The sequence below is a fragment of the Porphyrobacter sp. YT40 genome, from assembly GCF_006542605.1.
Lineage (GTDB): Bacteria > Pseudomonadota > Alphaproteobacteria > Sphingomonadales > Sphingomonadaceae > Erythrobacter.
In genome coordinates, this window is sequence record NZ_CP041222.1 from 1,659,329 (window position 1) to 1,680,891 (window position 21,563).

General features: G+C 68.2%; 14 protein-coding genes. 4 read left to right on the plus strand and 10 right to left on the minus strand.

What is annotated here, in order from left to right; translation table 11 throughout:
* Positions 1-145: 145 nt before the first annotated feature.
* Genes E2E27_RS07715 through E2E27_RS07725 form a run of 3 tightly spaced genes read right to left on the minus strand, consistent with a single transcriptional unit; the run spans position 146 to position 6,160 of the window.
* The gene (locus E2E27_RS07715) at positions 146-1,366 is read right to left on the minus strand and encodes an endo-1,4-beta-xylanase (protein ID WP_141458400.1); all 1,221 of its coding nucleotides are present in this window, start codon (positions 1,364-1,366) and stop codon (positions 146-148) included.
* A gap of 1 nt (position 1,367) precedes the next feature.
* Positions 1,368-3,722, minus strand: coding sequence for a glycoside hydrolase family 3 N-terminal domain-containing protein (locus tag E2E27_RS07720; RefSeq protein WP_141461692.1), 2,355 nt, complete (start codon positions 3,720-3,722; stop codon positions 1,368-1,370).
* Positions 3,723-3,751: 29 nt separating this feature from the next.
* Entirely contained in the window at positions 3,752-6,160 is a 2,409-nt protein-coding gene (locus tag E2E27_RS07725) for a glycoside hydrolase family 3 N-terminal domain-containing protein (RefSeq protein ID WP_502705536.1), read from the minus strand.
* Positions 6,161-6,219: 59 nt separating this feature from the next.
* Here E2E27_RS07725 and E2E27_RS07730 point away from each other — a divergent pair, with 59 nt between their 5' ends.
* The 3 genes from E2E27_RS07730 to E2E27_RS07740 all read left to right on the plus strand — a co-directional run bounded on the left by E2E27_RS07730 (position 6,220) and on the right by E2E27_RS07740 (position 11,373).
* Positions 6,220-8,400 carry an alpha-glucuronidase family glycosyl hydrolase gene (locus tag E2E27_RS07730; protein ID WP_199799101.1) on the plus strand — a complete coding sequence of 727 codons (2,181 nt, stop codon included), beginning with the start codon at positions 6,220-6,222 and terminating at the stop codon, positions 8,398-8,400.
* 67 nt (positions 8,401-8,467) lie between these two features.
* On the plus strand, positions 8,468-9,592 hold the full coding sequence (locus E2E27_RS07735; RefSeq protein WP_141458401.1) for a LacI family DNA-binding transcriptional regulator: 1,125 nt from the start codon (positions 8,468-8,470) through the stop codon (positions 9,590-9,592).
* Positions 9,589-11,373 carry an IlvD/Edd family dehydratase gene (locus E2E27_RS07740; protein WP_141458402.1) on the plus strand — a complete coding sequence of 595 codons (1,785 nt, stop codon included), beginning with the start codon at positions 9,589-9,591 and terminating at the stop codon, positions 11,371-11,373. Before E2E27_RS07735 ends, E2E27_RS07740 begins: the two co-directional genes overlap by 4 nt.
* Positions 11,374-11,707: 334 nt before the next feature.
* Here E2E27_RS07740 and E2E27_RS07745 read toward each other — a convergent pair whose 3' ends face one another.
* From E2E27_RS07745 to E2E27_RS07770, 6 genes are all read right to left on the minus strand, one after another.
* Positions 11,708-12,553, minus strand: coding sequence for an aldose 1-epimerase (locus tag E2E27_RS07745; RefSeq protein ID WP_181443622.1), 846 nt, complete (start codon positions 12,551-12,553; stop codon positions 11,708-11,710).
* Between the two features lie 22 nt (positions 12,554-12,575).
* Positions 12,576-13,907, minus strand: coding sequence for a glycoside hydrolase 5 family protein (locus tag E2E27_RS07750; RefSeq protein WP_141458404.1), 1,332 nt, complete (start codon positions 13,905-13,907; stop codon positions 12,576-12,578).
* Positions 13,904-15,796 (minus strand): sialate O-acetylesterase, encoded by a 1,893-nt coding sequence (locus tag E2E27_RS07755; protein WP_234036238.1) that lies wholly within the window; start codon positions 15,794-15,796, stop codon positions 13,904-13,906. Before E2E27_RS07755 ends, E2E27_RS07750 begins: the two co-directional genes overlap by 4 nt.
* Positions 15,797-15,810: 14 nt before the next feature.
* Entirely contained in the window at positions 15,811-16,695 is an 885-nt protein-coding gene (locus E2E27_RS07760; protein ID WP_141458406.1) for an SMP-30/gluconolactonase/LRE family protein, read from the minus strand.
* Entirely contained in the window at positions 16,686-17,444 is a 759-nt protein-coding gene (gene xylB / locus E2E27_RS07765) for a D-xylose 1-dehydrogenase (RefSeq protein WP_141461699.1), read from the minus strand. Before xylB ends, E2E27_RS07760 begins: the two co-directional genes overlap by 10 nt.
* Positions 17,445-17,542: 98 nt before the next feature.
* Positions 17,543-18,667, minus strand: a complete 1,125-nt coding sequence (locus E2E27_RS07770) for a fumarylacetoacetate hydrolase family protein (RefSeq protein ID WP_141458407.1) — start codon at positions 18,665-18,667, stop codon at positions 17,543-17,545.
* 89 nt (positions 18,668-18,756) lie between these two features.
* Between E2E27_RS07770 and E2E27_RS07775 the strand changes: the two genes are divergently transcribed.
* Positions 18,757-20,403, plus strand: coding sequence for a glycoside hydrolase family 43 protein (locus E2E27_RS07775; protein WP_141458408.1), 1,647 nt, complete (start codon positions 18,757-18,759; stop codon positions 20,401-20,403).
* Positions 20,404-20,419: 16 nt separating this feature from the next.
* Here the strand turns inward: E2E27_RS07775 and E2E27_RS07780 are convergent, their stop codons facing one another.
* The gene (locus E2E27_RS07780) at positions 20,420-21,547 is read right to left on the minus strand and encodes a hypothetical protein (RefSeq protein ID WP_141458409.1); all 1,128 of its coding nucleotides are present in this window, start codon (positions 21,545-21,547) and stop codon (positions 20,420-20,422) included.
* Positions 21,548-21,563 lie beyond the last annotated feature (16 nt).

Consider the following 21,563-nt stretch of genomic DNA (forward strand, 5'->3'; position numbering starts at 1 on the left):
CATCAAGGGCTCCCCAGGGAAAGGGCTCTCCGGCTTCGGTCGGAGGGCCCTTTTCCGTTGCGGCGCGCACCGGGGCATCGGGCGCAAAAAAAAAGGGCCCGGGCATGGCTGCCCGGGCCTCAAGGGGCTCTGACCGGCGCGAGGATCAGCCGGCAGCAGCCATGACATTGGCCAGCGCGCTGCGCAGCGGCTTGGCGCGGTATTGGGAATCATAGGGGGTGCCGCGCACCTCCTGCCCGTCGGCGCGCTTGGCAGGGTCGAAGCCCTGCAACCAGTTGAACCGGTCAACCATGCCCCAGGCGAGCACATCGTCGAGATGCGCGTCGTAATCGAGCATCAGCTCGAAGTAGCGCCGGGCGAAGTCCGCGACCTTCTCGTCGCGCTGGGCGATATTGGCGGGGAGCGCCTTGTCCTTCACGTCGAATTCGGTGATCAGCAAGCGGTAACCCATGCCGGTCACTTCATCGAGGAAGGCGCGCCATTCGCGCTCCGCATAGGGTCCGACGCCGGTGGCGGGATCGATCGCGAAAATCTCGATATGCGACTGGATGCCCAGCGCATCGACCGGGGTGCCGCGCTTCTTGAGCCCTTCCAGCAGGCGCAGCACATCGGCGCAGTGCTTCTGGTGCTGCGGCTCCCAGCTCATGTAGTCGTTGTAGACCAGCTGCGCGTCCGGCAACTCGGCGCGAGCGGTGTGAAAGGCGAGATCGAGCACCGCTTCGGGGCTGCCCATCGCGCGGCTCATGCTGGTTTCGATCGGCGCGTTGCGATCATGGTCGATCGCTTCGTTGACCACGTCGTATGAGGTGATCACCCCCTTGTAGCGACGGGTAACGGTCTGGATATGCTCTGTCAGCAGGCGCTCGGCCTCCTGCACCGGGTTGGCGCCGTAATCATAGGTGTTGAGCCAGTTCGGGAACCACTGCGGGCGGTGCCACAGCAGCGTGTGCCCGCGCACCGCCGCACCCTCGCGCTGCGCCCAGCCGACGATTTCGTCCATCCGGTCGAAATTGTAGGCGGTGGGGGAGGGGCGCACGGCCTGCCACTTCATCTCGTTCTCGGGCACGACGATGCCGCACTCGCCCTTGATGATGGCGGTGTAGGCCGGGTTCTGGATCGACCCGGCATTGGTGTTTCCCGGGGTGGAGGCGATGGCGCTGCCGAACCTGCGCCCGCCGCGCGCAGCGATGGCGTTGAGGCCGGGCTGCGGCACGCCGGTGGGCCCGGCGCTGGGCGGGGGCGGGGGCGGACTCGCGACGGGCGCGGGCGTCGTCCCCGACGAACCGCCGCCGCAGCCGACCAGCGGCAGCGCGGCGATCCCGGCGAGCGCCGCGCGGCGCGAGAGAGTGAAGGTCTTGGGGTCCATGTCAGATGATCTCCACGTCGAGCGGGGTGAGGCTGGCCGAGCTGCTCCCCGCCCACAGCCGCAACGGGCCGGGCGGGTTGGTCTCGGCAAGGGTATCGTCCCACACCGCCAGCTGGCGCGCGGGGATGATGAAGGTGAGCGTGCGGCTCTTGCCCGGCTGGAGCGTGACGCGCTGGAAGCCCTTCAGCTCCAGCACCGGGCGCGTCACCGACAGGCCGGTGCGGGTGATGTAGAGTTGCACCACCTCGTCGCCGCTGCGCGCGCCGGTGTTGGTGACGGTGACTTGGGCGACGACATCCTCGTCGCGGCCGAACCGCGGCTTGGCGGTGCGCGGGGCAGAGATGGCGAAGCTGGTGTAACTGAGCCCGTGGCCGAAGGGGAACAGCGGGCTCGTGTCGTCGAACAGATAACCGCGCCGCGCGCTGGGCTTGTGGTTGTAGAACAACGGGATCTGGCCCGAATTGCGCACCACGCTGACGGGCAGTTTTGCGCCGGGATTGATGTCCCCCAGCAGCGCCTCGGCGACGGCCTGCCCGCCCTCCTGCCCCGGATACCAGCATTCGAGCACGGCATCTGCCTTGGCGACCACGTTCGGCCAGCTCGGCGGGCGGCCATTGTAAGCGGCGACGATCAGCGGCTTGCCCAGCGCCGCGAGCGCATCGACCAGTTCGTTCTGCTCGCCGATGATGTCGATCCCGGTGCGGTCGCCGAGATGGTTTTTGGCAAAGCCTTCGCGGCTGGTCTGTTCGGTGTCGCCGATCGCGAGGATGATGGTGTCGGCGGTCTTGGCAACCTCTACCGCTTGCGCAATCAGACGCAGATTTTCGGCGCGGTCGGCGAGCGTGATCTCGTCGGCAGAGCGGTCTTCGCTGGTGGTGATGAACACACCCTGCGCGGTGACAAAGTCAGCCTCCGGCGCGACCATCCGCAGCCCTTCGATCAGGCTGACGGTCTGCTTCGGCACGCTCGAATAGCCGCCGAGCCGCGCGATGGCATGGTTCGGTCCGATCACCGCGACGCGGCCCAACTTGGCGCGGTCGAGCGGCAGCGCGCCGTTGTTGGTCAGCAGGCACACGCCCTTGCGCGCCGCCTCCAGCGCCAGCGCGCGCGCTTCGGTGTTGCCGGTGATGCGTTCGGCCAGCGCGGCATCGCCATAGGGGTTCTCGAACAGCCCGCAGCGGAACTTGAAGGCGAGCATCCGCGCACAGGCGGTGTCCACCAGCGATTGCGGGATGCGGCCAGCATGCACGGCATCGGGCAGGGTGGCGAAGGCCATGCCTTCGGGCAGTTCGCTGTCCACACCCGCCAGCAGCGCCTGATGTGCCGCATCCTCCAGATCGCGCGCGACATGGTGGAGCGTCGCGAGCTCATGGACGCCGCCATAATCGCTGGCGATGATCCCGTCGAAGCCCCACTCGCCGCGCAGGACGGTGCCCAGCAGCCATGTATTCGCGTGGGAGGGCACGCCGTCGATCTCGTTGTAACTCGGCATGACCGCGCCGACGGAGCAGCGCTGCACCACCTCGCGGAAGGGCGGGAAGAAATTCTCGCGCAGCTCGCGCTCGGAAATCTGGGCGGGGGAGACGTTGTTGCCGCTTTCGGGCTGACCGTGGCCGGTCATGTGCTTGAGCGTCGCGAAGACCTTGCCATCGGCCAGCCGCTCGAACTTGCCCGGCCCTTGCAGGCCCTCGACCGCGGCGACCGCCATTTCGGCGGCGAGGTAGGGGTCCTCGCCCCAGGTCTCCTCGATCCGCCCCCAGCGCGGATCGCGCACGATATCGACCACCGGCGAGAGCACCAGCGGCACGCCGCGCGCGCGCACCTCACGGGCGATCACCGACTGGACGCGGCGCATCAGATCGGTGTCGAAACTGCCTGCGAGCGCGATCGCCTGCGGGAACATGGTCGCCTCGGTCGCCATGTAGCCGTGGAGCGATTCCTCGTGCAGCAGCACCGGGATGCCGAGGCGGGTGTCCTCCAGCGCCCAGCGTTGCAGCGCATTGATGAAGGCGACGGTCTGTGCCGGAGTGCGCCAGCGTGCCGCGGTGCCGCCCGCCGCGCCGGTGATGCCCGGCACGCCGCGCTTGTCGCTGGGACGGGTGACATGGCCGATCCCGTCGGGGAAGGCGGCGCTGGCCTTGGCGGGATTGAACGCCAGCTCGTCGATCATGTCGCCCTTCGCCGCCCATGCGGTGCGGATTTGCGCGACCTTCTCCTCCAGCGTCATGCGCGCCATCAGGTCGGCGACGCGCAAGGGAATAGGCGCGGCGGCATCCTTGTAGAGCGGGCGATCCTGCGCCGCCCACGCCGCCGGCCCCGATCCCAGCGCCAGCGCGGCGAGGCTGCCGCCCGCCATCAGGCGCAGCGCATGACGGCGGGAGAGGCTCACTCCGCCACCGTCAGCGTCACGCTCTGCACCTCCGCAGAATTCGCGCCGGTCATGATCGTGAAGGTGCCGGGCTCCACGACCTGCTTCATGTCGGTGTTCCACAGCATGAAGGCATCGGGGCGCAGGGTGATGGCGACATTGCGCGTCTCACCGGGGGCGAGGGTGACGCGGGCAAAGCCCGCCAGTTCCTTCACCGGGCGCGTGACCGAGCTGATGTCGTCGCGCAGGTAGACCTGCACCACCTCGTCGCCCGCGCGGCTTCCGGTGTTGGTCACCGGCACCGTCACCGTCACGCCTTCGCCGGGCCGGATCGTCGTCTTCGACAGCTGCGGCGCGCCGAGCCGGAAGGTGGTGTAGCTGAGCCCGTAGCCGAAGGGGAACAGCGGCGCGGTGGTGTCGAACAGATAGCCGCGCCGCGCGCTCGGCTTGTGGTTGTAGAACATCGGCAGCTGGCCGACATTGCGTGCCACAGTCACCGGCAGCTTGCCGCCGGGATTGACGTTGCCGAGCAGCGCATCGGCAATCGCGGTGCCCTGCTGTTCGCCCGCATACCATGTCTCGAGGATAGCATCGGCGCCGTCGGCAATCATCGGATAGCTCGGCGGGCGGCCATTGACGAGCACCACCACCAGCGGCTTGTCGAGCGCCTTCATCGCAGCGAAGAGCTCGTTCTGCTCGCCGACGAGATCGAGGCTGGTGCGGTCGCCGAGGTGCCCGGTCGCCCAGCCTTCGCGGCTGGTCTTCTCGGTGTCGCCGATGAACAGCACGATGGTGTCGGCACCCTTCGCCACCTCGACCGCGTCAGCGATGCGGCGGCGGTTTTCTTCCGGGTCGGCGAGCTCGACCGGATCGTCCCACCAGTCGCTGTCACCCTTGACGATGTCGACGCCCATCGCGTGAACGATGTTCGCGCGGTTGCCGACCGCCGCGCGCAGGCCCGCCAGCGGGGTGACGCTTACGCGCGGTTCGCCGTAATAGCCGCCCAGCCGCGCGACATCGGCATTGGGGCCGATCACCGCGATGGTGGGCTTCTTGCCACCAGCCTTGTCGGGCACCGCCAGCGGCAGCGCGCCGTTGTTCTTGAGCAGCACCAGCGACTTTTCCGCCGCCTTCCGCGCCAGCGCGACGCCTTCTGCCCCGTTCGAGGTCTTGGCCTTGGCGAGATCGGGCCAGGGATTGTCGAACAGTCCGGCGTTGAACTTGCTGGTCAGCATCCGGCGCACCGCGGTGTCGATCGCCGCCTGCGACACGCGGCCTTCGCGCACGCTCTTGGCGAGATCTTTGAAGCCTGCGCCTTCGGGCAGGTCGACATCGACCCCGGCGAGCAACGCGATCTCGCCCGCGCGGGCATTGTCGGGCGCGATATTGTGCAGGCGCGCCATGTCCTCGATCGCGTAGTAATCAGAGACCACCGCGCCGCGATACCCCCACTCGCCGCGCAGCACATCCTCCAGCAGCCAGCGGTTGGCGTGGGAGGGCACGCCGTCGATCTCGTTATAGCTCGCCATCACCGCGTCGATCTTGGTGCGCTTCACCACCTGCTCAAAGGGCGGGAAGAAGGCTTCGCGCAGCGTGCGCTCGCTGATCTGGGCGGGCCCCACATTGGTGCCGCTTTCGGGCTGGCCGTGGCCGGTCATGTGCTTCAGCGTCGCCAGCACCTTGCCCGGCGCAAGCTTGCGCGCGGTGCCCGTGCCCATCAGCCCTTCGACCGAGGCGACGCCCATCTCGCCGACGAGGAAGGGATCTTCGCCGAAGGTTTCCTCGATCCGGCCCCAGCGCGGATCGCGCGCGACATCCACCACGGGAGAGAGCACCGAGTGGACGCCGCGCGCGCGGGTCTCGTCAGCGATCAGGGCGTTGATCTCGCGCACCAGCGCGGGGTCCCATGTGCTGGCAAGACCGATGGCCTGCGGAAAGGCGGTCGCATCCTTGGCCGCCAAGCCGTGAAGCGATTCCTCGTGGAACAGGATCGGGATGCCGAGCCGGGTGTTTTCCATCGCCCAGCGCTGCGCATCGATCACGTACTGGATCGAATCCTCGATCGAACGGCGCGGGACAACCCGCGGCGACGAGGGGCCCGAACGGTCCGAAGGCCGCGCGATCTGGCCGATCCCGTCGGGGAACATGGCGGCGGCCTTGGCGGGATCGAAGACATCGCCTTCGCCCTGAATCTTGGGCTTGGAATCCCAGATGGTGATGATCTGCGCGACCTTTTCTTCCAGCGTCATGCGCGCCAGCAGATCCTCGACGCGCTGTTCGACCGGCAGATTGGCGTTCCAGTAGGGCGCGTCCTTCATCGCGCGCTCGACCGCCACGGTCTGCGCATGGCCCGATTCGGCAGCCACCATCCCGAACGCCGCCAGACACACGCCAGCCGCCAGCGCGGCCCGCTTGATCCCTCTCATGCTATGTCCCTCTCCCTGCACGGCCGCTTGACTGGCTCCGTGTTTGTGGTAGCGCTACCATGATGAGAGGGAGAGGGCTTGTCAACCGGCTTGCGATAGCAATCGCGGCCATCCTGCTGGCGGCGCCGTTGCGCGCCGAGGATGGCTATGCGCTGTGGCTGCGCCACGCCCCGCTGGAGGGTGAGGCGCTGGCCGATCTGCGCGCGGCGGCGCCGGTCGTGATGGGCGATCTGACCGATCCCGTCAGCCCGACACTCGTCATCGCGCGCGACGAATTGCGCCGCGGCCTGGCTGCATTGCAGGGCGGCGAAAGCGCCGCGCCGCGGCCCGATTCGGTCACGCTCGTCTTCAGATGCGGTACGGACAAGGGCGACGGCGACAATGGATTCTTGCTGCTCCCGATGACCATCGAGAACCACCGGACGATCCAGATCAGCGCGAGCGATCACGTCGGCTGCCTTTATGCCAGCTACAAGCTGCTGCGCGAGCTGGGGCAGGGCACCCGGCTGATGGCGATCCCGCGGCGCGTCGATTATCCGGTCATGCCGCTCAGGATGCTCAATCATTGGGATAACCCCGATGGTCATGTCGAGCGTGGCTATGCGGGGCGTTCGATCTTCGACTGGTGGCATCTGCCCGAAAAACTCGACCCGCGGATGATCGACTATGCCCGGGCCAATGCCAGCATCGGCATCAACGGCGTGGTGGTGAACAACGTCAATGCCAAGGCTTTCATGCTCGAGGCCCGCTATATCGCCAAACTCAAGCGGCTGGCCGATGCGTGGCGGCCCTATGGCATCCGGGTGTTCCTGTCGGCGCGATTCTCCGCGCCGATGGAGATCGGCGGGCTGGCGACCGCCGACCCGCTCGACCCCGCTGTCGAGGCGTGGTGGCAGGCAAAGGCGGACGAAATCTACGCCAGCATCCCCGATTTCGGCGGCTTCCTCGTGAAGGCCAACAGCGAAGGCCAGCCCGGCCCGCAGGACTATGGCCGCAGCCATGCCGAGGGCGCGAACATGCTCGCCGCAGCGCTGGGTGAGCGGGGCACGGTGATCTGGCGCGCCTTCGTTTACAAGGCGGAGGACAGCATCGACCGGACGATGCAGGCCTATGCCGAGTTCGTGCCGCTGGACGGGCAGTTTGCCGACAATGTGATCGTACAGGTCAAGAACGGCCCGCTCGACTTCCAGCCGCGCGAGCCGTTCCACCCGCTGTTCGGCGCGATGCCCAACACGCGGCTGATGCTGGAGGCGCAGATCACCCGCGAATATCTCGGGCAGGCGACCGGCATGGCCTACCTCGCACCCACGTGGGAGGAAGTGCTGAAGGCGAACACCGGCCGCCCCGCCGCGCGCGACCGGCGCGAGCCGCGGATCTGGTCGAGCCATGGGCCCGAGGTCGACCCTAACGAACCCATCGCCTCGGCCACGGTCGCGCAGGTCGTCGCGCCGGTCGGCATGGCGGGGGTTGCCAACACCGGGAGCGACCGCAACTGGACAGGCACGCATTTCGATCAGGCCAACTGGTATGCCTTCGGGCGGCTGGCATGGAATCCATCGCTTTCGAGCGAGGATATCGCCCGCGAATGGGCCGCGCAGACCTTTACCCGCGATCCCGAGGCCACCAGGCGCATCTCCGCCATGATGCTCGCCAGCCGCGATCTTGTGGCGCAATACACCGCGCCACTCGGCCTTGCGCACCTGATGGGCACCGGCCACCACTATGGCCCCGCACCGTGGGTGTGCGATCTGGAGCGGCCCGAGTGGAACCCGTGCTACTATCACCGCGCCGACAAGGAGGGGATCGGCTTCGACCGCACCGAAAACGGCTCCGGCGCGCTCGCGCAATATGCGCCCGGCGTCGCGGCGCAGTGGGCCGATCCGGCGACGATCGACGAGGACTATCTGCTGTGGTTCCACCGCGTCCGATGGGATCATCGCATCAAGGGCGGGGATACGCTGTGGGAGCGCCTCTCCGCCGAATATGCCTGGGCCGAAATCGGCTTGCAGGCGCGGATGCAGGGGTGGGAGGCGCTGCGGGGCCACATCGATCCCGAGCGCCATGCCGCCGTCGCCGCCGACATGGCGCGCGAGCTGAAGGACGCGCGCTGGTGGCGCGATGCCTCGATGGCCTATTGGCAATCGATCAACGGCCTACCGCTTCCCGCCGGCGCGCGGCCCATCCCCGAAAGCCTCGAGGCCTACAAGGCCCGCAGCTTTCCCGAGGCGCCGGGGCAATGAGGGGGGCAATGATAGCGCATATCATCTTGCTTGCTGATACTCGGGCGCTCGCAGTATGGCGGGTGGCATGAGCACCAAGGCCGAAACCCTCGCCCCGCCCGCCACCTCCGGTCGCAAGCGCGCCGCAAGGCGATCCAACGCCGCGCCCACGATCACCGATGTCGCCCGCGAGGCGCAATGTTCGCCGATGACGGTGAGCCGCGTGATCAACGGCGAGGAGAACGTGCGCGAGGACACCAAGCAGAAGGTGCTGGGCGCGATCGCCAAGCTAAACTACGTCCCCAACCGCGCCGCGCGCTCGCTGGCGGCGGGATCGCAGCTGCGCATCGCGCTGCTGTTCGACAACCCCTCGGCCTCCTACCTCAGCGAGTTCCTGATGGGCGCGCTCGAGGAAGCCAGCCGCCGAGATATCTATCTGGTGGTGCAGGCCTGCGACAACGTGGCCGAGGCGCAGAAGGTCATCAAGAAGCTATTGGACGGCGGGATCGAGGGCTTCATCCTCCCCCCGCCGCTGTGCGACGACCAGAGCGTGCTCGATCTGATCCGCTCGTCCGGCGGGATCGCGGTGGCGGTCGGGCCGGGCCGGGCAACCGGCAGCCACGGCGCGGTGCTGATCGACGAGTTCCAAGCCGCCTACGACATGACCCGCCATATCATCGGGCTGGGCCACGAACGCATCGGCTTCATCATCGGCAACCCCGAACAGGTCGCCTCGGGCCGCCGTCTGCTGGGCTATCGCTCGGCGATGAAGGACGCTGGCCTCCCGATCGACGAGGGCCTGATCGCGCAGGGCCAGTTCACCTATCGCTCGGGCATGGTCGCGGCCGAGAAGCTGCTGGGCGCCACGCAACCGCCCACCGCGATCTTCGCCTCGAACGACGACATGGCCGCCGCCACCGTCGCGATGGCGCACCGCCGCCATCTCGACGTGCCGAACGACATCACCGTCTGCGGCTTCGACGATACCGAGCTCGCCAGCTCGATCTGGCCCGAGCTCACCACCATCCGCCAGCCGATCCGCGAAATGACCGCCGAAGCCGTCGCGATGATCGCGCGGGTCCACAAGCAGAAGGGCCGCGCCGCGCGCGCCAAGCCCGAACAGCTGACGCTGGCCTACCAGCTCATCCGCCGCAATTCCGACGCGGGGCCCAGCCTCGCCTCCTCTTTCAGCAAACCACCCGGGAATACATGACCGACCAAGCTTATCCCCGCCGCCTGCGCTCGCGCGACTGGTTCGACAACCGCGAACGCATGGACATGACGGCGCTCTATCTCGAACGTTTCATGAATTACGGGGTGACGCCCGAGGAACTGCAAAGCGGCAAGCCGATCATCGGCATTGCGCAATCCGGCAGCGACCTTTCCCCCTGCAACCGCATCCATGTCGATCTGGCCAAGCGCACCCGCGACGGCATCCGCGATGCGGGGGGCATCCCGATCGAGTTTCCCGTCCACCCGATCTTCGAAAACTGTCGCCGGCCGACGGCGGCGCTGGATCGCAATCTGCTCTATCTCGGGCTGGTGGAGCTGCTGAACGGCTATCCGCTCGATGGCGTGGTGCTGACCACCGGCTGCGACAAGACCACGCCCTCGCAGATCATGGCAGCCTCGACGGTGGATATTCCCGCCATCGTGCTGAGCGGCGGGCCGATGCTCGACGGCTGGCATGAAGGCGAGCTGGTCGGCTCCGGCACGGTGATCTGGCGCAGCCGCAGGAAGCTGGCGGCAGGCGAGATCGACGAGGAGGAATTCCTCCAGCGCGCCACGGGCAGTGCGCCCTCTGCCGGGCACTGCAATTCGATGGGCACCGCCAGCACGATGAACGCCGTGGCCGAGGCGCTGGGCCTCTCGCTCACCGGCTGCGCGGCAATCCCCGCGCCGTACCGCGAGCGCGGGCAGGTGGCCTATCGCACGGGGCGGCGGATCGTCGAGATGGTGCTCGAAGACCTCAAGCCCTCCGACATCCTCACACGCGAAGCCTTCGAGAATGCGATCGCCACGGTCAGCGTCATCGGCGGCTCGTCCAATGCGCAGCCGCATATCATGGCAATGGCCGCGCACGCAGGCGTGCCGCTGGAAACGGACGTCTGGCAGACCCACGGCTACGACCTGCCGCTGCTGGTCAATATGCAGCCTGCCGGGCAATATCTTGGCGAGCGTTTCCACCGCGCGGGCGGCGTGCCTGCCGCCATGTGGGAACTGCTGAACGCCGGAAAGCTGCATGGCGATGTCGTCACCTGCACCGGCAAGACCATGGCCGAAAACCTCGCGGGCGCCGAAAGCCCCGACCGCGAGATGATCCGGCCCTTCAATGATCCGCTGATCGACAAGGCCGGGTTTATGGTGCTGTCGGGCAACCTGTTCGACTTCGCGATCCTCAAGACCAGCGTGATCGGCTTCGCTTTTCGCGCCCGCTATCTCTCGCGCCCCGGCATGGAAGGCGTGTTCGAAGCCCGCGCGATCGTGTTCGACGGGTCGGACGATTACCACCACCGCATCAACGACCCCGCACTCAATATCGACGAGGACTGCATCCTCGTGATCCGCGGCTCGGGCGTGATCGGCTGGCCGGGGAGCGCCGAGGTGGTCAACATGCAGCCGCCGGATGCGATGATCCGCGCCGGCAAGCCGTGGCTGCCGACGCTGGGCGACGGGCGGCAATCGGGGACGAGCGACAGCCCCTCGATCCTCAATGTCAGCCCCGAAAGCGCGGTCGGCGGGGGTCTCAGCTGGCTGCGCACGGGCGACATCATCCGCGTCGATCTCAACGCACGCACCTGCAACGCGCTGGTGGACGCAGCCGAAATCGCCCGCCGCAAGGCAGAGGAAACCTGCCCGCCGGTGCCCGAAAGCCAGACCCCGTGGGAGGAACTCTACCGCGAAAAGACCGGACAGCTGGCCGAAGGCGGGGTGATGGACTTCGCGCTCAAGTATCGCGGCACCGCGAGGAAGCTGCCGCGGCACAACCATTGAGGGGCACCGACGGGCGGGAGCCATTTGCCTGCTTTGGCCGCTCGCCGCGCTGCTTGGCGGCGGGCGGTCACGGCGGAACACCTCACTTATGACGCATACGGGCTGATGCGTGCGGTCATCCGGGCGCAAGCCGGGGTGAAGGCACCGCCGCCCCGAGGCGGCTTTCCTACTGCGCTCCGACCTGACAGGATCGCATCCATGCCTGCGTCATTTGCGCTCCGCACCGCAATTGCGCGCGCCGCGCAAAGGGGCTCTCGCGGGGGCGGTTTTTTGTTCCTGGACAGTGTCTCATGTGTCTCCAACACGCGCGCAGCGGCGGTGCCGGGATGCCGTGTCAGGCGGTCGCGATTCGCAGGGTGAGGCCGATCGTCTCGCCCGGCTCGCACAGCGGCATGGCGCCGGTGTTGGCGGCGTCGGGCGCGTGGTTCACCGGTTCGAGGCAGAGGATGTCGGGCGCTTCGGGCGCGTAGAGGTGGAGGTGCTGTGCGCCCTCGGCGGCCACCGTGATGGTGCCGAGGTCGTCGCGCACATGGGCTTGCCCGGCCCAGCCGGTGAAGCAGTGGTCGACCGTCGCCTCGGGCAGCGGCGCGCCGCGGGCGAAGTCGGCGAAACGGTCTGCGGGACGCATGGTGCCGGTGGGGAGCATGTCCGCGCCCACCTCGATCACGCTCTCGGCGGCGAAAGTCACGCGGCTTTCGGGGCGGCGGCGCAGATAGGGGTGGAGGCCGATCCCGCCGGGCATCAGCCGGTCGGAGCGGTTGGTGAGTGTCAGCGCGATCCGGCAGGCGGTGTCGGTGAGGGCGACGGTCTGCCGCGCCTCGTAGGCCCAGGGCCAGCCGGGTGCGGCGCCGTCGTGGCGGTGGATCAGCGTGCAGGCCTCGGCGGAGTGGCTCTCGACCTGCCACGGCGATTGCCAGCCGTGGCCGTGGATCGCGTGACGCTCGGGCGGGAAGTTGGGGGCGAGGGCGACGACGCGACCCTCCCAGCCGAAGCGGCCCGCGCCGATGCGGTTGCACCACGGCACCATCGGGAAGCATGCCGCCGCCAGCGGGTCGGTCGTGCCCGGGGGCATGGAGCGCAGAACCGGCACGTCGTCGCAGGTCAGCGCGGCGATCAGCCCGCCCGCTTCGGGCAACAGCCGTGCGCGCCACGCGCCGGATCGGAGGACGATATCGGTCACGCGCTTGGGGGCCTCACCGTGATCAGGCCGTTGCCGCCGCCAGCGCGGCATGGGCGCGGATCACGCGGTGCATCGCTGCGTCGCTGTCGAACACGCCGTACCAGCCCTGCGGCTCGTGCGGCGGATCGCCCATGTAGGCGCGGTCGCCATCCCGGAAGCGCGCATCGGGATGCGCCGCCCGCGCCTCGCCGTTCCAGGCCCAGAAGTTGCTCCCGCCGATCACGCCCCCTGTGCTCCAACTGGTTTCGACCGCGTCGTAGATGGTGCGGTAATAGGCCTCGCGAAAAGTGGTCGCGACGCCCGGAGCATAGGCCTCGCCATCGCGGGGGAAGCCGAATTCCTCGATCAGCAGCGGCTTGCCGAGCGCCTCGGCAATCGCGACGTGGGCGGCGATGTAGGCCTCGACCTTGCGCTTGCCCTCGGGCCATGTCCCTTCGAGATCGTCGCCGCGCACCCAGCTCCAGTTCAGGGGCCAGATATGCGCGGTGACGTAATCGACCGCAGCATGGGCCTCGGCCACCAGTGCGCCGTCGCCATTGGTGGCCTGCGTGCCTTCCTGCCCGAGGCTGACGAGCTGGTGCGGCGCGATGGCCCGGATCACTTCGGCGGTCTTGGCAATCCACGCAAGGTAGGCTGCGCGGTTGGCCGCGATCGCCGCATCGCTCCCGCCGGGGCGCGGCTCGTTGGCGAGCTGCCAGCTCATGATCGCGGGATCATCGGCATAGCGCGTTCCGGTCACCGAGTTGCGCCGGGCCAGCAGCGCGCGCACGTGCAACAGGTACAGCGCCACGACCTGCGGATTGGCGTAGGCGGCAGCGGTCGCATCGGCGAAGGCGGGCCAGGGGTGCGCGGGGTCGCCCATGTCGATAAAGCGGCCGGTGGCGCGCCATTGGATGGTCTGCAAGCCCCCCGACCACTCCCAGAAGTTCGACAGCACCAGCACCGCCGTCATCCGGCGCTCGGCGATTGCGGCGAGGGCGAAGTCGAGCCCTTCGAACAGCGCGGGATTTTCCAGCCCGTCGGCACGGGTAAAGCCGGGCTTGATCGAATTCCTGAGCGGGCCCTCCTCGGCGGCGGCCATGATCCTCAGGTTGTTGATGCCCAGCGCCTTGAGGCGGTCCAACTCGCGGAGCAGCCTTGCGCGGTCGCCGAACTCCGCATCGGCTCCAAGCCATGCGGCATACCACAGGTTCGCGCCCACGATGCGATAGGGCTTGCCATGCCGCATCAGCCGGGTGCCCTCGCGGGTGACGAAGGCGGGCGGCGGTTCATGCGCCGTTGCTCCGCCGGGAAGCGCCAGCGCGGCGACGGCGGCACTCGCGCCCGCCAGCGCATCGCGGCGCGTGATCGTCATGACGTGATGTCGAGGCCGAAGCCCGGAATCGGCATCCCTTCGCCGTCGACCAGATTGACCACCGGCGCATCGGCCCAGGCATATCGCACGCGGGTCGGGGCCATGCCCTCGGGCACGGGGAGGACCAGGCGGTCGCCCTCGGCGCGGGCCAACACGAAGCGGCAGGTGCCGGGGGCCGCCTCGCACAGCTCGACGCCGAGCGGGTAGGGCCCGCCTTGGACTTGCAAGCCGCCCGCGATCCCGGTGAAGCTGACTGTCACCGCCGCACCCTCTCGGACGGCACGCGCGGGCATCGGCATGGCACGGGCATCGAAGGCCTGGGCGAGGCGCTTGCCGAGATCGTTCTTGTTGGCGGGGTGGATGTCGGTCGGCTCGCCGATATCGATCGCGGTGACGAGCGCGGCGTTGGCATCCGCTGCGACCCCGCGGCGCTGGTCGTCGCGCAATTGCGCCCAGCCGGATTCGGTCGGGGCAGAGCGGCGCTCGCCCCAGTCGGCGAGCTGCACCACCAGCATCCGCGCCTGCGGGCCGAACTGCCGCCGCCATCCGGCGAACAGCGCGGCGAGTTTGGGATCGTAGGGACCCTGGCCCGCATCGGCCTCACCCTGATACCACGCCACCCCGGCAAGCCGCATCCGGCCGAGCGGGGCGATCATCGCGTTGTGCATCACGCCCACGCCGGCATTGGCATCCCACGGCGCGCGCGGGGGAATGTCGGTGACGGCGGTGGTGGCATATTGCCAATCCGCGCCGAGGGGGACGCGCTCGCCATTGGCGGCGGTGAAGTGGAGGCGCTCCGGCCCGGCAAAGAACCCGCCGGTGTCCCACATGTTGTTGGCGGCGATCAGGATCTCGTTCTCGCCCGCCTTCAAGTGCTTCGCCGGCACGCGGTAGGTGCGCTCCACCCCCCAGCCGAAGGTGTAGCCGACGGGGTGCCCGTTGACGAAGGTCAGATCCATGTCGTCGATCGCGCCGATCGCGAGGCTGCCGTCACCGCGCGCCTGCTCGGCGGTGAGCGTGACGGTCTGCTTCAGCCACACATTGGCGCGCGGTTCCTTGTCCAGCCCGGTGCCTTCCCACTCGTTCCACATCGTGAACTTGGGGATCGGCTTCCAGTCGAGCAGAGCGGGGTTTTTCCACGGCTCGCGGCCCCTGTCGCGCGCGCGCCAGAAATCGAACCAGCGCGGCACGAAGGCCTGCGTGGCGGCATAGGGATCGCGGTCGTAGAGCGCGAGCAGAGCCAGCGCTTCGGCGCCCTCGATCGCCTCGCCCCCTGCGGGATCGTACCACGCCCGCGCTGCGCTGCCGCCCCAATTGGAATGGATCAGCCCGACCGGCGTGGCCGGGTCCTTGCGACGCAGCGCCTTGGCCATGTAGAAACACGCGGCGGAAAAGGGGGCGACCGTCTCGGCGGTCGCGGCTTTCCATCCGGTCGGCGCGGCGAAGCTCGCCTGCGGCACCGGCGCGGTGGCCTTCGGCACCATCAGCAGACGGATGCCCTCGTCGGCGGCCTGGCGCAGCTGGTTATAGACATCGAGCGCGCGGTCGACCGGCAGTTCCATGTTCGACTGCCCGCCGCACAGGAAAACATTGCCGATCAGGATATTCGCATAGGTGCTCGCGCCGGTCGCATCGCTGATCGTCAGTGTGTTCGGCGTGGCGGTGGCGGTCTGCGCGGGGAGGGTGATGACGAAGCCGCCCGCCGCGTCGCTCACCGCGCGCGCCTCGCTCGTCCCCAGCCGTGCGGTGACCGTCACTCCCGCCTGCGCTTGCCCGGAAAGCACCAGCGGATGCCCGGCCTGGAGCACCATGTTGTCGCCGAACCCGGGGTCGAGCACCGGATGGGCCGCAGCCGGCACCGCCATCACAGCGGCGAGGAGTGCGGCCATGAAGGGCCAGCGCGTCATCCGAGTTTCGCGAGGGTCTGTGCGACCCCTGCCACCGGAGCGGGAAAGGCGAACAGGCTGCCCGACAAAGGCAGCTGCGCCATGTCCGCGCCGCTCATGTTCTTGATCGCGGTGGTGACGAAGGCGGTGCTGAGGTCAGGCCCGCCGAAAGCCATCTTGGTCACGTCGCGCGCCGGGATCGACACCGTGGCGACCAGCGCGCCGTCGGGCGAGAACCGCGCCACGCAGGAACCGAAATAGAGCCCGGTCCACAGATGATCTTCGGCATCGACCACCGGCCCATCGGGGTAGGCATGGGGGAACAGCGCCCCGGTGTCGGCAAACAGCCGCGCCTCGTCCACGCCTGCTTCCGACAGGTCGGCGACGAAGATCTTCTGCGCGCCGGTGTCAGTGAAATATATGCGGCTGCCCGCCGCGTTGACGGCGGGGCCATTGGTGATCGTGATCCCGCTCGGCCCGGCGGCGCGGATCGTGCCGCGGTCGAAGACGTAGAACCTGCCCGAGCCTTCACGCTCGCCATCGTCCATCGATCCGAACCACACCCGGCCCCACGGGTCGGTGCAGGCATCGTTGAGCCGGTTGGTCGCCGGTTCCCCCGGTATGCTGGCAAGCTTGGTGAAGGTGTCGGTTTCGGGCGCGAAGGTGTAGAGCCCGTCCTTGAGGCCGCACAGCAGCAGTCCGCCCTCTGCCGGGACGGCCCAGCCGATCTGGTCGGGGGCTTCGGCAACGCCGTTGCTGCCGTTGGTCGGATCGAAATGCCACAATCGGTGGCGTTTGATGTCGACGAACCACAGGATGCGGCGGCCCGCATCCCACACCGCGCCTTCGCCCAGCAGGCTGTCGGCGGCGAGCACCGCCTCGACCGGGAGTGTCATCTCCATCCGGCATCCACCCAGTAATTGTGCGCGGTGCAGAAGCGCGCATCGTCGGACGCGAGGAACAGCGCCATCGCGGCGATGTCGGCAGGCTGGATGCGCCCGTCGAGGCATTGCGCGGCAACGATCTCGGCCTCGCCTTCGGGCGTGTACCAGCGCATCTGACGCGGGGTCTGGACATTGCCGGGCACGATGGTGTTGACGCGGATGTTGTCGCGCCCCAGCTCGCGCGCGAGGCTGCGGGTCAGCCCCTCGATCGCGGCCTTGGCAGTCTGGTAGATCACCAGATCCTTGAGCCCCAGATGCCAGCTGATCGAACCCATGTTGACGATCGATCCGCCGCCCGCCGCGCGCATCGCGGGAACCACCGCCTTCGCGGCGAAGAACTGGTGCTTGAGGTTCACCGCCATCCGCTCGTCCCAATAGGCGGGGGTGACATCGTCGAGGCTGTGGCGGTCATCGCTGGCGGCATTGTTGATGAGCACGTCGCACCCGCCGATCAGATCCATCAGCGCGCCGATCTTGGCGGTGTAATCCTCGCAATCGGTGATGTCGCAGGGCAGGAAGTGCGGCGGATGATCCGCGCCTGCCAGCCGCCCGATCAGCGCCTCGCTGGGGTGTTCCTGAATGTCGACAAAGCCGACCATCGCGCCCTGCCGCGCAAAAGCCTCGACCATGCCTTCGCCGATGCCGGAGCCGCCGCCGCTGACGATCACCCGTTTGCCCGTCAAGCTCGGGTAGAGCGCACTGTGCACCCCTGCGCTGCTGGTTTGCGCGTCCAAGTCCATTCCCCATCCCTGTGGCGGCCGGGATGATCCCCCTCCGGCGGCCTGTGTCAATTCTTATAAGCCGGTCACATCGCCGCGATCAGGCCCCGTTCGGCCAGATTGCGGGCAAAAGCGGTGAAACCCATCGTCCAGGCCGGCGCATCGCGCGACGTGGTGACGGTGTTGGTGAGCGTCCCCAGCCGCGTCGAGCGGATCGTCACGACATCGCCGACCTTGTGCGTGAAGCCTGCCCCCGGCGTGTCGCGGTCCTGCGTCGGCGCGAACAGCGTGCCGCAAAACAGCACGAAGCCATCGGGGTAGTGATGTTCCGATAGGCACTGCGCCACCAGATCGAGCGGATCGCGGCTGATCTGGCTCATGTCGTTGCGCCCTTCGAGCCGGTAGCCTTCGGGCCCTTCGATGACGAGCTCCACTTCGGCGTGGCGGACGTCGTCGATCGTGAAGGTGTCGTCGAACAGGCGGATGAAGGGCCCGACCGCGCAGCTGGCGTTGTTGTCCTTGGCCTTCGACAGCAGCAGCGCCGAGCGGCCCTCGAAATCGCGCAGGTTCACGTCATTGCCGAGCGTCGCGCCGACCACGTCGCCGTGCGAATCGCACACCAGCACGACTTCGGGTTCGGGATTGTTCCAGTGCGAATCCGAGCGCACGCCCACCTGCGCCCCGGTGCCGACCGCCGAAAGCGTGGGTGCCTTGGAGAAGATTTCCGCATCCGGGCCGATCGCAACTTCGAGATATTGCGACCACATCCCTTCCTCGATCAGCGCGTCCTTCAACTGCGCGGCGGCCGCGCTGCCGGGGACGACCGAGCGGATGCCGCTGCCGACCTTGTCTTCGAGCTGCGCCCGGATGCTGGCGGCGGCGGAGGCATCGCCCCGCGCACGCTCCTCGATCACGCGCTCGATCGCGGAGAGCGCGAAGGTGACGCCGCTGGCCTTGATCGCCTGAAGGTCGATCGGCGCGAGCAGCGACCAGCCATCGGGTAGACCATCCTCGACCGGGCCGATCACGCGGCCGCCGGTGAAGGCACGCCGGGCGACCGCGCCCGCCACGGTGCTGGCGACGCCGGTAAGATCGTGAAGCTGCCCTTCGGCAATGGTGATGACGCACGGCCCCTCGGGCGACAGCGCCCGGCCGATGAACTGCCCCTCGCGGTAATCCGCTGGCAGACTTTCCAGTATCCTCTCGGCCATTTCTGGCTCTTGCCCTCCGCTGTGATAGCGCTACCATAAGAGCACATTGGCGGGCCGACAAGCCCCCAAAAAACACGGGAGGAGAGGTAATGGCAAGGCATCTGGCGGCGCTGGCGGGCGCGTGTGTGCTGGCGGCGACGGGCACGGCGGCGGCGGGGCGCGATGTGGTCGCACGGTTCGATTATCTTGCCTATGAGGCGCCTGCCGGAGCGCCCGTGGCCGAGGGGCAATATCGCAATCCGGTGATTCCCGGCTTCCACCCCGATCCCTCGATCGTGCGGGTGGGGGACGATTTCTACGCCGTCACATCGACCTTCAGCTGGTTTCCGGGCCTGCCGATCCTGCATTCGACCGATCTGGTGAACTGGCGGCTGATTGGCAACGCGATCGACCGCCCGACGCAGCTCGATTTCAGCGGGCTGGGCACCAATCGCGGGTTGTTCGCACCTGCGATCACGCATCACGATGGCAAGTTCTGGATCGTGAACACCTGCATCGAATGTGGCGGCAATTTCGTCATCACCGCCGACGATCCCGCCGGGCCGTGGAGCGATCCGGTGTGGCTCGATTTCGGCGGGATCGACCCTTCGCTGTTCTTCGATGCCGATGGCACAGCGTGGATCGTCTACAACGATGCGCCTCCGGGAGAGCCGGAATACGAAGGCCACCGTGCGCTGTGGCTTCAGGCCTTCGACCCGGTGGCGATGAAGGTGTTGCCGCAGCGCACGCTGCTGGTCGACAAGGGTGTCGATCCTGCGACCAAGCCGATCTGGGCCGAGGGGCCGCATATCTACAAGGTTGGCGAGTGGTACTACCTCCTCACCGCCGAGGGCGGCACGGCGGACCAGCACTCGCAGACGATCTACCGCGCGCCCGCCGTGACCGGGCCCTACACGCCGGGACCGTTCAACCCGATTCTCACCCAGCGCGATCTGCCCGCCGGGCGCGCCGACCGGGTCGAGGCGACCGGCCATGCCGATATCGTGCAACTGGAGGATGGCGGCTGGTGGGGCGTGTTCCTCGCCACCCGGCCCTTTGCCGGGCAATCGACGCTGCTGGGGCGCGAGACCTTTCTGCTGCCCTTGCGCTGGATCGATGGCTGGCCGCGTTTCCTTGACCGGCAGGAGGCGGTGCCGATGGTGACCAAGGCACCGAAGCTTCCGGCTTCGCCCTCCTCGCCCTGGCAAAGCTGGCGCGAGGAGTTCGACGGCGCGTTGTCGGACGAATGGATCGGGTTGCGCACGCCGGGGCAGGGGGCGCTGTGGCAGGTTGGCGACGGCGTGCTGCACATGACGGCAGGCCCGGCGGCGGCGGGGAGCCTCGGCCGGCCCGCCTTCACCGGGCGGCGGCTGCGGCATCATACCGCCGACATTACCACTCGGCTCGCCTTCACGCCCGAGCGGCGCGGCGACTTTGCCGGGCTGCTCGCCTTCATGGACGAAAGCCACTTTCTCGCTGCGGGCAAGGAGCAGGGGCGGATCGTGGTGCGGCTGCGTGACAGCGCGGAGCAGGGGACTTCCGGCCGCGAAGTCGCCTCGGCCCCGCTGGCCACCGACGGCCCGATCGAACTGCGCCTCGCCCTCGATGGCGGGAGCGCGGCGGTGTTCTGGCGCGCCGAGGGGGCGGAGGCGTGGCAGCCAGTCGGCGCTGCGATCAATGTCGAGCCGCTCGCCTCGGTCCATGCCGGGCTGTTCACCGGGCTGGTGGTCGGCCCCTATGCCTTTTCGCCGGGGTAGGGGCCGCTGACCGTCCTCAATTGGTCTTGAAGATGTAGACCGGCCCCACCTCGACGTTCTGCGCTGCACCAGCAAAGTGCAGCGTGACCGTCGCATCGCCCGCGCCGAAGCCGCGCGTGGCGGTGAAGGGCAGGTTCACCATCTGCCACTTGTCGCCGATCTTGAAGACCTTGTCGCCGAAGCCCTCGTAAGGCGGGGTCGCGCTCTGCATCCGGGCGTAGATCAAGCCCTTGCCGTCGTCGGTCTGGGCGCTGATCGTGCGCGCGACCACGGCGACGGTGAAGGTGTCGCCTTCCTTCACCTCGGGCAGGATCGGGATCGCGGTGGTCAGATCCCAGCGGTTCTCGCCGACCTGCGTGGTGGTGAAGCGGGTCGCTTTCTGGAGCCAGATTTCGGGCACGTCGAGCGCCTCCCAGCGCCCCGCCGTGCCGCCATTGGCCCAGGCGCGGTTGGTGGGATCGTTGACCAGCTGGCCGGCGCTGCGCAGCGCATCGGGCATTTCGATGCTGGCCGGGTCCTTGAGGCTGGGAGCGGGCGCTGCCGGTGCGGTCTGCTTGGCGATGATGGTCGGCGAACCCCTGACCACCACGGTCTGTCCGATCTCGATCTGCTGACGGGCCCCCGCCAGTTGCAGCGCCACGATGGCATCGGCCTTGCGGATGCGCTTGTCGGCGCGGGCGGTGACTTCGTACCATTCCCATTCGCTGCCGACGAGCACGTTGCTGTCGCCGAACCCGCCATAGGGCGCAGCGTTCTCCTGAAAGCGCACGCCGATGATCCCCTTGCCGTCGCTGCGTTCGGTGCTGACGACGCGGGCGTAAAAGCCGACCGTCACTTGATCGCCCGACTTGATCTCGGCGAGCAGCGGCACGTTGGCGGCGACGGTGTAGGGAAAGGCGCCCTTGGCCTTCACGTCGAACACCCGCGCCGCACCGCCGCCGGGAATATCGGCTGCCTGCCGCCCGTTTGTCTCGTAATTGTCGCCGTAGCTCGCCCAGTCGATCCGGGTGGGATCGTTGATGAGGTGGCCCGGCACCTGTTCATCGAAGGCGGCGAGTTCGGGCGGCAGTTGGGCTGCGGCGGGGGCGGCAAGGGCGAGCAGCGCGGTGCCGGTGCAAAGCGCGAGAGTGTGGCGGATCATCATCCCGGTCTCCTCAGTG